This is a genomic window from Arthrobacter nitrophenolicus (assembly GCF_045833485.1).
GTDB lineage: Bacteria > Actinomycetota > Actinomycetes > Actinomycetales > Micrococcaceae > Arthrobacter > Arthrobacter nitrophenolicus.
The window spans coordinates 1,459,136-1,471,566 of the sequence record NZ_CP174504.1 but is presented as its reverse complement, the minus strand read 5'-3'; the positions used below and the strand labels follow the sequence as shown (position 1 = coordinate 1,471,566).

The 12,431-nt window shown below is 59.1% G+C and carries 2 protein-coding genes and 4 rRNA genes; all 6 read left to right on the top strand.

Features of this window, described 5'->3' with window-relative positions; genetic code table 11:
* The first annotated feature begins 540 nt into the window (after positions 1 to 540).
* The 6 genes from ACJJV6_RS06885 to ACJJV6_RS06860 all read left to right on the top strand — a co-directional run bounded on the left by ACJJV6_RS06885 (position 541) and on the right by ACJJV6_RS06860 (position 12,403).
* A 16S ribosomal RNA gene (locus ACJJV6_RS06885) occupies positions 541 to 2,065 on the top strand.
* Between the two features lie 558 nt (positions 2,066 to 2,623).
* Positions 2,624 to 5,764, top strand: a 23S ribosomal RNA gene (locus tag ACJJV6_RS06880).
* 179 nt (positions 5,765 to 5,943) lie between these two features.
* Positions 5,944 to 6,060: ribosomal RNA gene (rrf, locus tag ACJJV6_RS06875) — 5S ribosomal RNA — on the top strand.
* Together the 16S, 23S and 5S rRNA genes form the textbook arrangement of a ribosomal RNA operon.
* A 125-nt stretch (positions 6,061 to 6,185) precedes the next feature.
* On the top strand, positions 6,186 to 7,190 hold the full coding sequence (locus tag ACJJV6_RS06870; RefSeq protein WP_009359651.1) for a LacI family DNA-binding transcriptional regulator: 1,005 nt from the start codon (positions 6,186 to 6,188) through the stop codon (positions 7,188 to 7,190).
* 90 nt (positions 7,191 to 7,280) lie between these two features.
* Entirely contained in the window at positions 7,281 to 10,307 is a 3,027-nt protein-coding gene (locus ACJJV6_RS06865) for a glycoside hydrolase family 2 TIM barrel-domain containing protein (protein ID WP_354177416.1), read from the top strand.
* A gap of 571 nt (positions 10,308 to 10,878) precedes the next feature.
* Positions 10,879 to 12,403: ribosomal RNA gene (locus ACJJV6_RS06860) — 16S ribosomal RNA — on the top strand.
* Positions 12,404 to 12,431: the final 28 nt, after the last annotated feature.

Below are 12,431 nucleotides of genomic sequence, written 5' to 3'. Positions count from 1 at the left end.
GTTATTGCGACGGCGGGTGGTGGTTTGGGGGTTGTGGTGGGTGGTTTTGGCGCGTGTTTGCGGGGTTTTGGTGGGGTGGTGGGGTCGGGTTGCGGTGGGGTTCGGGGGCGTGTATTGTTTTCTGAGTCGCCGCGGGGGAGACAGCGAAGAGCTGGTTACCGCGGGCGGCCAAACCCCCTAAAACTAAGACCAAAACTGGTGGCTCGTCAGGGCGCCGGAAACTGGTTGGGGGCGGTCGAGAGGGACGCGGATCGCGGAAACGCTGGTTTGCAAAGTTCTTTGAAAGCCGGTAACTTTGAAAAGTTGCTCCGGAGCGATCCGCTGGCTGTGATGCTGGTGGTGGTGCCGGGTGTGTCTGTTGTTTGAGAACTCAATAGTGTGCCAAGTTTGTTGATACCGATTATGTAATGTGATTGGTTGAATTGCCGGATCGTGCCGCCCCTGTGGCATTGGTTTGGTTTTACAGCTGGTTTCAAATTTTGTGCAGCCTTTGCTGGTGTTATTTCCACTGGTTTTGGTTGTGTCTGTTTTTGTTTTACTTCAACGGAGAGTTTGATCCTGGCTCAGGATGAACGCTGGCGGCGTGCTTAACACATGCAAGTCGAACGATGATCCGGTGCTTGCACCGGTGATTAGTGGCGAACGGGTGAGTAACACGTGAGTAACCTGCCCTTGACTCTGGGATAAGCCTGGGAAACTGGGTCTAATACCGGATATGACCTTCCATCGCATGGTGGTTGGTGGAAAGCTTTTGTGGTTTTGGATGGACTCGCGGCCTATCAGCTTGTTGGTGAGGTAATGGCTTACCAAGGCGACGACGGGTAGCCGGCCTGAGAGGGTGACCGGCCACACTGGGACTGAGACACGGCCCAGACTCCTACGGGAGGCAGCAGTGGGGAATATTGCACAATGGGCGCAAGCCTGATGCAGCGACGCCGCGTGAGGGATGACGGCCTTCGGGTTGTAAACCTCTTTCAGTAGGGAAGAAGCGAAAGTGACGGTACCTGCAGAAGAAGCGCCGGCTAACTACGTGCCAGCAGCCGCGGTAATACGTAGGGCGCAAGCGTTATCCGGAATTATTGGGCGTAAAGAGCTCGTAGGCGGTTTGTCGCGTCTGCCGTGAAAGTCCGGGGCTCAACTCCGGATCTGCGGTGGGTACGGGCAGACTAGAGTGATGTAGGGGAGACTGGAATTCCTGGTGTAGCGGTGAAATGCGCAGATATCAGGAGGAACACCGATGGCGAAGGCAGGTCTCTGGGCATTAACTGACGCTGAGGAGCGAAAGCATGGGGAGCGAACAGGATTAGATACCCTGGTAGTCCATGCCGTAAACGTTGGGCACTAGGTGTGGGGGACATTCCACGTTTTCCGCGCCGTAGCTAACGCATTAAGTGCCCCGCCTGGGGAGTACGGCCGCAAGGCTAAAACTCAAAGGAATTGACGGGGGCCCGCACAAGCGGCGGAGCATGCGGATTAATTCGATGCAACGCGAAGAACCTTACCAAGGCTTGACATGGACCGGACCGCCGCAGAAATGTGGTTTCCCCTTTGGGGCTGGTTTACAGGTGGTGCATGGTTGTCGTCAGCTCGTGTCGTGAGATGTTGGGTTAAGTCCCGCAACGAGCGCAACCCTCGTTCTATGTTGCCAGCACGTGATGGTGGGGACTCATAGGAGACTGCCGGGGTCAACTCGGAGGAAGGTGGGGACGACGTCAAATCATCATGCCCCTTATGTCTTGGGCTTCACGCATGCTACAATGGCCGGTACAAAGGGTTGCGATACTGTGAGGTGGAGCTAATCCCAAAAAGCCGGTCTCAGTTCGGATTGGGGTCTGCAACTCGACCCCATGAAGTCGGAGTCGCTAGTAATCGCAGATCAGCAACGCTGCGGTGAATACGTTCCCGGGCCTTGTACACACCGCCCGTCAAGTCACGAAAGTTGGTAACACCCGAAGCCGGTGGCCTAACCCCTTGTGGGAGGGAGCCGTCGAAGGTGGGACTGGCGATTGGGACTAAGTCGTAACAAGGTAGCCGTACCGGAAGGTGCGGCTGGATCACCTCCTTTCTAAGGAGCGCCTCACAATTATCATTCTCTGCTGTATGGCGGGGTGTGGTGTTGTCAGGAGTACGCCCGTTGCGCAGACGCTAGTTCTGCGGCGGGTGCTCATGGGTGGAATATCAACAAATAGCGGCTGCCTGGTTCTGGTTCTTGTCTAGTACGGATGCATCCCCCTTGGGGTGTGTGTCCTGGAACGGCGGGGCCGGGGGTTGGGTGGTTTCGTGTTTGGCACACTGTTGGGTCCTGAGGCAACAGGGCCGGGGGGTTTTGGTTCCCCGGGGTTTGTTTGTTTCTGGTTTCCCTGCCACGTCGTTTCATGCGCTGTTGGCCTCCTTTTTTGTGGGGGGTTGGTGTGTGGGGTGTGTGGTGTGGGGTTGTTGTTTGAGAACTACATAGTGGACGCGAGCATCTTCCATGAGGAGCCCTTTGGGGTTTTTCGTGGATAAGCAATTTCCAAGAATTGGAACCTGGATCTGGCCGCATTGTTTGAGACTCTTTCGGGGGTTGATGGGGTGTGGGCGGTTTCTGTGGTTCTCTCGAGTGTTTTTGTTGTTGATCTTTTGTGGTCAAGTTTTTAAGAGCACACGGTGGATGCCTTGGCATTAGGAGCCGAAGAAGGACGTAGGAATCTGCGATAAGCCTGGGGGAGTCGATAACCGGACTGTGATCCCAGGGTGTCCGAATGGGGAAACCCCGCCAAGCGCGCGAGTGACTTGGTGACCCGTACCTGAACACATAGGGTGCGTGGAGGGAACGCGGGGAAGTGAAACATCTCAGTACCCGCAGGAAGAGAAAACAATAGTGATTCCGTTAGTAGTGGCGAGCGAACGCGGATCAGGCTAAACCGTTCCATGTGTGATAGCCGGCGGGCGTTGCATGGTCGGGGTTGTGGGACTTTCCATACCAGTTCTGCCGGGCTGGTGGGGTGTGATGTGCGCGCATAGGTGAACGGTTTTGAAAGGCCGGCCAGAGAGGGTGTTAGTCCCGTAACCGTAATGCGTTTGTGCCGCCTGTGAGAGTATCCCAAGTAGTACGGGGCCCGAGAAATCCCGTGCGAATCTGTCAGGACCACCTGATAAGCCTAAATACTCCCTAATGACCGATAGCGGACCAGTACCGTGAGGGAAAGGTGAAAAGTACCCCGGGAGGGGAGTGAAACAGTACCTGAAACCGTGTGCTTACAATCCGTCGGAGCAGTCGCGAGTAATCGCATAGTAACTGTGACGGCGTGCCTTTTGAAGAATGAGCCTGCGAGTTAGTGTTACGTCGCGAGGTTAACCCGTGTGGGGCAGCCGTAGCGAAAGCGAGTCTGAATAGGGCGTGTGAGTGGCGTGATCTAGACCCGAAGCGAAGTGATCTACCCATGGCCAGGTTGAAGCGACGGTAAGACGTCGTGGAGGACCGAACCCACTTCAGTTGAAAATGGAGGGGATGAGCTGTGGGTAGGGGTGAAAGGCCAATCAAACTTCGTGATAGCTGGTTCTCCCCGAAATGCATTTAGGTGCAGCGTTGCGTGTTTCTTGCTGGAGGTAGAGCTACTGGATGGCTAATGGGCCCTACAAGGTTACTGACGTCAGCCAAACTCCGAATGCCGGTAAGTGAGAGCGCAGCAGTGAGACTGTGGGGGATAAGCTTCATAGTCGAGAGGGAAACAGCCCAGACCACCAACTAAGGCCCCTAAGCGTGTGCTAAGTGGGAAAGGATGTGGAGTTGCTCAGACAACCAGGAGGTTGGCTTAGAAGCAGCCATCCTTAAAAGAGTGCGTAATAGCTCACTGGTCAAGTGATTCCGCGCCGACAATGTAGCGGGGCTCAAGTACACCGCCGAAGTTGTGGCATTCACACGTGTTCTAAGCCTTTGTGGTTCAGGAGTGTGGATGGGTAGGGGAGCGTCGTGTGGGCAGTGAAGTCGCGGTGGAAACCAGCGGTGGAGCCTACACGAGTGAGAATGCAGGCATGAGTAGCGAAAGACGGGTGAGAAACCCGTCCGCCGGATGATCAAGGGTTCCAGGGTCAAGCTAATCTGCCCTGGGTAAGTCGGGACCTAAGGCGAGGCCGACAGGCGTAGTCGATGGACAACGGGTTGATATTCCCGTACCGGCGAAAAACCGCCCATGTTGAACAGGGGATACTAACTGCCCGAGACCTGCCCGACACCCCTTGTGGGTGAAGGGTTTTGGTGGAGCGCAGGACCTGATCCTGGGAGGCAAGCGTATTAACAGGTGTGACGCAGGAAGGTAGCCGAGCCGGGCGATGGTTGTCCCGGTCTAAGGATGTAGGGCGAGTGGTAGGCAAATCCGCCACTCATAATGCCTGAGATCTGATGGGACCCCCGTTTGGGGGGATTTGGTGATCCTATGCTGCCGAGAAAAGCATCGACGCGAGGTTTTAGCCGCCCGTACCCCAAACCGACACAGGTGATCAGGTAGAGAATACTAAGGCGATCGAGAGAATTATGGTTAAGGAACTCGGCAAAATGCCCCCGTAACTTCGGGAGAAGGGGGGCCCCAACCTTGAACGGACCATGCGTCCGGGAGGGGATCGGGGCCGCAGAGACCAGGGGGAAGCGACTGTTTACTAAAAACACAGGTCCGTGCGAAGTCGCAAGACGATGTATACGGACTGACTCCTGCCCGGTGCTGGAAGGTTAAGAGGACCGGTTAGCCGCAAGGCGAAGCTGAGAATTTAAGCCCCAGTAAACGGCGGTGGTAACTATAACCATCCTAAGGTAGCGAAATTCCTTGTCGGGTAAGTTCCGACCTGCACGAATGGAGTAACGACTTCCCCGCTGTCTCAACCATAAACTCGGCGAAATTGCAGTACGAGTAAAGATGCTCGTTACGCGCAGCAGGACGGAAAGACCCCGAGACCTTTACTATAGTTTGGTATTGGTGTTCGGAGTGGCTTGTGTAGGATAGGTGGGAGACGTTGAAGCCCGGACGCCAGTTCGGGTGGAGTCATCGTTGAAATACCACTCTGGTCACTTTGGACATCTAACTTCGGCCCGTAATCCGGGTCAGGGACAGTGCCTGATGGGTAGTTTAACTGGGGCGGTTGCCTCCTAAAAAGTAACGGAGGCGCCCAAAGGTTCCCTCAGCCTGGTTGGCAATCAGGTGTCGAGTGTAAGTGCACAAGGGAGCTTGACTGTGAGAGAGACATCTCGAGCAGGGACGAAAGTCGGGACTAGTGATCCGGCGGTACATTGTGGAATGGCCGTCGCTCAACGGATAAAAGGTACCTCGGGGATAACAGGCTGATCTTGCCCAAGAGTCCATATCGACGGCATGGTTTGGCACCTCGATGTCGGCTCGTCGCATCCTGGGGCTGGAGTAGGTCCCAAGGGTTGGGCTGTTCGCCCATTAAAGCGGTACGCGAGCTGGGTTTAGAACGTCGTGAGACAGTTCGGTCCCTATCCGCTGCGCGCGCAGGAAATTTGAGAAGGGCTGTCCTTAGTACGAGAGGACCGGGACGGACGAACCTCTGGTGTGTCAGTTGTACTGCCAAGTGCACCGCTGATTAGCTACGTTCGGATGGGATAACCGCTGAAAGCATCTAAGCGGGAAGCTCGCTTCAAGATGAGATTTCCATACACCATTGTGTGTGAGAGGCCCCCAGCCAGACCACTGGGTTGATAGGCCGGATGTGGAAGCGAGGACTAACGACTCGTGAAGCTGACCGGTACTAATAGGCCAACAACTTACACCACAAAACAGCACAACTGCTTGCGTCCACTATGTGGTTCCCAACCAACAACCCAACACAACGGGAAACGGTTGAAGGAACCAACCAATAATTGAATACAACACCACAGCTCCCTAACCGGAGCATGTTGTAACCACAAAGATTTCCCACACCACCGTCACCGGTGGTGACGGGTCAAAGGGTTACGGCGGTCATAGCGTGGGGGAAACGCCCGGTCCCATTCCGAACCCGGAAGCTAAGACCCACAGCGCCGATGGTACTGCACCCGGGAGGGTGTGGGAGAGTAGGACACCGCCGGACATAACATTAGTAGGGCCCTGACAGCGAATGTCAGGGCCCTACGACTTTAACCACCACACACCCCCAGGCACTGGTACCTAGGGCCGCCGCCGGATTGCTGCCTGCCTGGCACCTAGACTCGGTTCATGACCCGTTCAGCAGATGCTCCCGGCCGGCGCGCCACCATCCTGGATGTCGCGGCTGCTGCAGGTGTCTCCCGCCAGACCGTTACCCGGGCCATGAATGACATGCCCGGCATCAGTGCGGCCACCCGTGAGCGGGTGCAGAAATGCGCTGTGGAGTTGGGCTACTCCCCAAGCCGGTTCGCAAAAGGGCTTGTCCAAGGCGCTCGGACCTCGGTAGGCCTGGCGATCCCGGACCTGACCAACCCCTACTTCCCTGCTTTCGCGTCAAGCGTGGTGGAAGCGGCCACGCAGCGGGGCTGGAACGTCGTCGTGGATGATTACGGGCACGGGACAGGCAGTGGCCTCGACGCCGTGAGCCGGCTGGCACCCCAGGTTGACGCCTTGATCGGGTACTTGGGGGAACATGCGGCCGAGGCGCAGTCCCTCATGGGCAGTCGGCCCGTGGTGGGCCTGGACTGCCCGGGCGGCAGTTCCGCCGGCAGTATCGGATTCGACTACCCCTACGCGGCCGGGCTCGCCCTGGACCATCTGGCCAGCACTGGCCGACACAAGGTGGCCTTCCTCGACTCGGACCAGGGCGGTCCGGCCGGGAGCCGTGGGGCTGCTGTTGCCGCGGCTGCTGCAGCAGCGGGTATCCCGCTGGCAAGGATCCATGCTTCCCCGTCCGCAACGGCCGCGCGGGACGCAATTGGGGGTCTGCTGGAGAAAGAGCCCGGACTGGATGCGCTGCTGGCGTTCAATGACGTCATGGCGGCGGGTGTACTGAAGGCTCTTCACAGTGCAGGAAGGTCTGTCCCTGGAGACTGTGCCGTGATCGGCATGGATGGCATTCCGCTGGGCGAACTCCTCACTCCCGAGCTGACCACCCTCGCCCTTGACCTGCGTGCGGTGGGACGGGCCGCCGTCGACCTCGTGGAAGCCCTGCTCTCCGGTGCGGTGGAGCCCGGCAGTCCCGCTGCTTCGCTGACCCTCCGGCACGAACTCATCGTCCGTCAATCTGCCTGAGAGCCTATTCAAGGGGCGCGGCAACGGTTACGCTTGTTGAGATTCGTGAACGTTCACGTAGTACGGCCCGCCTATCACGCAAGGAATACCATGCCAGCCCAGCCCCCCTTCACAACAGCAGGAAATACCCTGACGTTCGGCACCGCGCAGGGGTCGGAAAGTCTCGACGTGGGGGCAGCGGCCGTACGGGAGCTGTCGTCGGTGAAACCCGGGCGGGGTTCGCTCCCGGCACGCGCCTACCTTTCCAGCAGCGCGCCCAAGCTCTCCCTGAATGGTGAATGGCACTTCCGGTTGAGCCCCGGAATCCGCTCTGCGCCGGCCGCCGGCTGGCAGTTGGGCGAAGACCTTGGCGGCTTCACCACCCTGCCCGTCCCGTCCAGCTGGCCGATGCATGGCCATGGTGCGCCCGCCTACACCAACGTCCAGTTCCCCTTCGCCGTCGAACCGCCGCACGTTCCTGAGGCAAACCCCATCGGGGACCACCTACGGACCTTCGAGGCCGGACCCGCGTTCATGCCCCATGCTGTGCTGCGGTTCGACGGGATAGAGTCAGCCGCAACCATCTGGCTGAATGGGATAGAGCTGGGAACCACCCGCGGGAGCAGGCTGCCCCACGAGTTCGATGTCTCGGGCATCCTGGTGGAAGGGACCAACACGCTTGCCGTCAGGGTGGCCCAGTTCTCGGCCGCCAGCTACGTCGAAGACCAGGACATGTGGTGGCTCCCGGGAATCTTCCGTGATGTCACACTCCAGGCCCGGCCCGCGGATGGCATCGATGACGTGTTCGTCCATGCCGGCTACGACCACGAAAACCGCGAAGGCGTGTTTCGCGTCGAGGCGAGCCGGGGCGATCAGGGGATTGACGCCGTCGTACGCGTTCCCGAATTGGGTCTGGAACTGCCGGCTGGAACGGATGTGCGTATACCCGGAGTCGAACCCTGGTCGGCTGAGCTGCCCAAACTCTACGAAGCATCGGTCAGCACTCCGGGCGAAACTGTCCGCCTGCAGCTGGGCTTCCGCAGCATCGCTATTGAGGATGCCCAGTTCAAGGTCAACGGCCGGCGCATCCTCCTGCGGGGTGTCAACCGCCACGAACATCACCCCCGCCTGGGCCGCGTTGTTCCCCAGGATGTGGTGGAGGCCGAGCTGCGGTTGATGAAGCAGCACAATATCAACGCCATCCGCACGTCCCACTACCCGCCGCACCCCGAATTCCTGGCGCTTGCCGACCGACTGGGCTTCTATGTAGTCCTTGAATGCGACCTGGAAACGCACGGGTTCGAGAGTGCAGGCTGGGCGCAGAACCCGAGTGACGATCCGCAATGGGAACCCGCGCTGCTGGACAGGATGCAGCGAACGGTGGAACGGGACAAGAACCATCCGTCCGTCATCATGTGGTCCCTCGGCAACGAGGCCGGAACCGGCAGGAACCTTGCCGCCATGTCGCGCTGGACCAAGGACCGCGACCCCTCCCGCCCCATCCACTACGAGGGGGACTGGTCCTCGCCCTACGTGGACGTCTACTCGCGCATGTACGCAAGCCAGGATGAAACGGCGCTGATCGGACAGGGTATCGAACCGCCCCTCGAGGACGCGGTCTTGGACGCCCGGCGCCGGGCTATGCCCTTTGTGCTGTGCGAATACGTGCACGCCATGGGGAACGGCCCCGGCGGCATGAGCGAGTACCAGGAGCTCTTCGAGCGGTATCCGCGCTTGATGGGTGGTTTCGTGTGGGAGTGGCTGGAGCACGGCATCACCTTGAACTCTGCTGACGGCAGTGAGTACTTCGGCTACGGCGGTGATTTCGGTGAGGAAATTCACGACGGCAACTTCGTCACGGATGGCCTGGTGGACGCGGACCGCAAACCACGGCCGGGACTACTGGACTTCAAGAAGGTCATCGAGCCGCTCAGGCTTGAGGTGGCCGATGACTGGTCCGGGTTCCGGATCCGCAACCTGCAGGACTTCGCCGACACCTCCGCGTATGAGTTCCGCTACACGGTGGAGTCCGACGGCGGCCTGCTGGACGCCGGACCGGTGCAGTTCGCGCCGTTGCCGCCACAGTCCGAAACGGCGGTTCCCCTGCCCACCGCCGTCGCGGACAGCGCCGCTGAGCTTGCACGTGCCGGACAGGCGGCGGTACTGACGGTTCGCGCCGTTCTTGCGGCCGATTCTTCCTGGGCTGCCGCCGGCCACGAAATCGCATGGGGCCAGTCCGTCCTGCTTCCCAGTGCTGTTGAGACTGCAACGACCGAACGTGTGCTGGTTTCGGACGATGAGCTGCGGCTGGGGCCGGCACGGTTCAGCCGGATGACCGGAATGCCCACCTTCCTGGGAGACGTGCCGGTGGAAAAGCTGGGGCTGGTGCTGTGGTGGGCGCCCACCGACAACGACCTGGGCAGGGAATGGGGCGGCGCGGACCCGCGCCCGCTCGCCACCCAGTGGAAGGACGCCGGGCTGAACCGGCTGCACACCAGGCTCGTCGGCATCAGATCCGAGGTTACGTCCGACGGCGGTGAGCGGCTCACGGTCCGTACCCGGGTGGGTGCCGCGGACAAGCAGTTCGGAGTCCAGGTGGAGTACTGCTGGACCAGCGACGGCGCCTCCCTGGCTCTCCACACGCACGTCCGCCCGGAAGGGACCTGGGACAACGCCGGCTTTGAGGTGGAATGGGCCCGCATCGGACTGGAGCTTGTCCTCGCTGGAGAGACGTCAGCAGTGAGCTGGTTCGGGAAGGGCCCGCACCAGAGTTATCCGGACACCGGCCAAGGGGCCCGTACCGGATGGTTCTCCCTTCCGCTCGCCGACTTGGACGTGGACTATGTCCGCCCCCAGGAATCAGGGGCGCGCTCAGGGGTGCGTACTGCCTCCCTGGACGTTGCCGGAAGCCCGCTGGAGATTACGGGCGAGCCTTTTGCCCTCACAGTCCGGCCCTACAGCATGGCAGTCCTTGACGCGGCGGCCCACCGGCCAGAGCTTGCGGCGGATGGCAGGTCATACGTGTACCTCGACCATGTGCAACGGGGCGTGGGCACCGCGGCCTGCGGGCCAGGGGTCTTGGAGCCGTACCGGTTGAAGCCCCGGCCGGCAGAGTTCACCCTCGTCTTCCGGATGTGAGGGGACCCCCGATGTGAGCCACCCCATAATTGCCCACCGCCCACGGTTCAGTACGGCTTGCCCTTCTGCTTGACCCCGGGATCCCCGCCATTACGGGGATTCCGGGGGGCCCGAACCCTCAAACAGGGGCGATTTGCAGTGGGGTCCGGCGACGTGTATTGTTTTCTGAGTCGCCGCCGCTGAAGCGGAAAAATAGCGGCCAAACCCCTTCAAAACAGCCTGGAAAATGGCCCGCTCGCTAGCGTGCCTTGACCCGGTGGGGGCTGATCACGAATGCTGCAGCTGCTGAAAAGCGGATTTGCAAAGTATTCGGCGGTCGGGTAAGTTTGAAAAGTTGCTCCGGAGCGATCCGCTGGCTGTGATGCTGGTGGTGGTGCCGGGTGTGTCTGTTGTTTGAGAACTCAATAGTGTGCCAAGTTTGTTGATACCGATTATGTAATGTGATTGGTTGAATTGCCGGATCGTGCCGCCCCTGTGGCATTGGTTTGGTTTTACAGCTGGTTTCAAATTTTGTGCAGCCTTTGCTGGTGTTATTTCCACTGGTTTTGGTTGTGTCTGTTTTTGTTTTACTTCAACGGAGAGTTTGATCCTGGCTCAGGATGAACGCTGGCGGCGTGCTTAACACATGCAAGTCGAACGATGATCCGGTGCTTGCACCGGTGATTAGTGGCGAACGGGTGAGTAACACGTGAGTAACCTGCCCTTGACTCTGGGATAAGCCTGGGAAACTGGGTCTAATACCGGATATGACCTTCCATCGCATGGTGGTTGGTGGAAAGCTTTTGTGGTTTTGGATGGACTCGCGGCCTATCAGCTTGTTGGTGAGGTAATGGCTTACCAAGGCGACGACGGGTAGCCGGCCTGAGAGGGTGACCGGCCACACTGGGACTGAGACACGGCCCAGACTCCTACGGGAGGCAGCAGTGGGGAATATTGCACAATGGGCGCAAGCCTGATGCAGCGACGCCGCGTGAGGGATGACGGCCTTCGGGTTGTAAACCTCTTTCAGTAGGGAAGAAGCGAAAGTGACGGTACCTGCAGAAGAAGCGCCGGCTAACTACGTGCCAGCAGCCGCGGTAATACGTAGGGCGCAAGCGTTATCCGGAATTATTGGGCGTAAAGAGCTCGTAGGCGGTTTGTCGCGTCTGCCGTGAAAGTCCGGGGCTCAACTCCGGATCTGCGGTGGGTACGGGCAGACTAGAGTGATGTAGGGGAGACTGGAATTCCTGGTGTAGCGGTGAAATGCGCAGATATCAGGAGGAACACCGATGGCGAAGGCAGGTCTCTGGGCATTAACTGACGCTGAGGAGCGAAAGCATGGGGAGCGAACAGGATTAGATACCCTGGTAGTCCATGCCGTAAACGTTGGGCACTAGGTGTGGGGGACATTCCACGTTTTCCGCGCCGTAGCTAACGCATTAAGTGCCCCGCCTGGGGAGTACGGCCGCAAGGCTAAAACTCAAAGGAATTGACGGGGGCCCGCACAAGCGGCGGAGCATGCGGATTAATTCGATGCAACGCGAAGAACCTTACCAAGGCTTGACATGGACCGGACCGCCGCAGAAATGTGGTTTCCCCTTTGGGGCTGGTTTACAGGTGGTGCATGGTTGTCGTCAGCTCGTGTCGTGAGATGTTGGGTTAAGTCCCGCAACGAGCGCAACCCTCGTTCTATGTTGCCAGCACGTGATGGTGGGGACTCATAGGAGACTGCCGGGGTCAACTCGGAGGAAGGTGGGGACGACGTCAAATCATCATGCCCCTTATGTCTTGGGCTTCACGCATGCTACAATGGCCGGTACAAAGGGTTGCGATACTGTGAGGTGGAGCTAATCCCAAAAAGCCGGTCTCAGTTCGGATTGGGGTCTGCAACTCGACCCCATGAAGTCGGAGTCGCTAGTAATCGCAGATCAGCAACGCTGCGGTGAATACGTTCCCGGGCCTTGTACACACCGCCCGTCAAGTCACGAAAGTTGGTAACACCCGAAGCCGGTGGCCTAACCCCTTGTGGGAGGGAGCCGTCGAAGGTGGGACTGGCGATTGGGACTAAGTCGTAACAAGGTAGCCGTACCGGAAGGTGCGGCTGGATCACCTCCTTTCTAAGGAGCGCCTCACAATTATCATTCT

Bases quoted from the DNA above. Each gene is read 5' to 3' on its own strand.
- ACJJV6_RS06870 (WP_009359651.1), top strand. From the start codon at position 6,186: ATGACCCGTTCAGCAGATGCTCCCGGCCGGCGCGCCACCATCCTGGAT.
- ACJJV6_RS06865 (WP_354177416.1), top strand. From the start codon at position 7,281: ATGCCAGCCCAGCCCCCCTTCACAACAGCAGGAAATACCCTGACGTTC.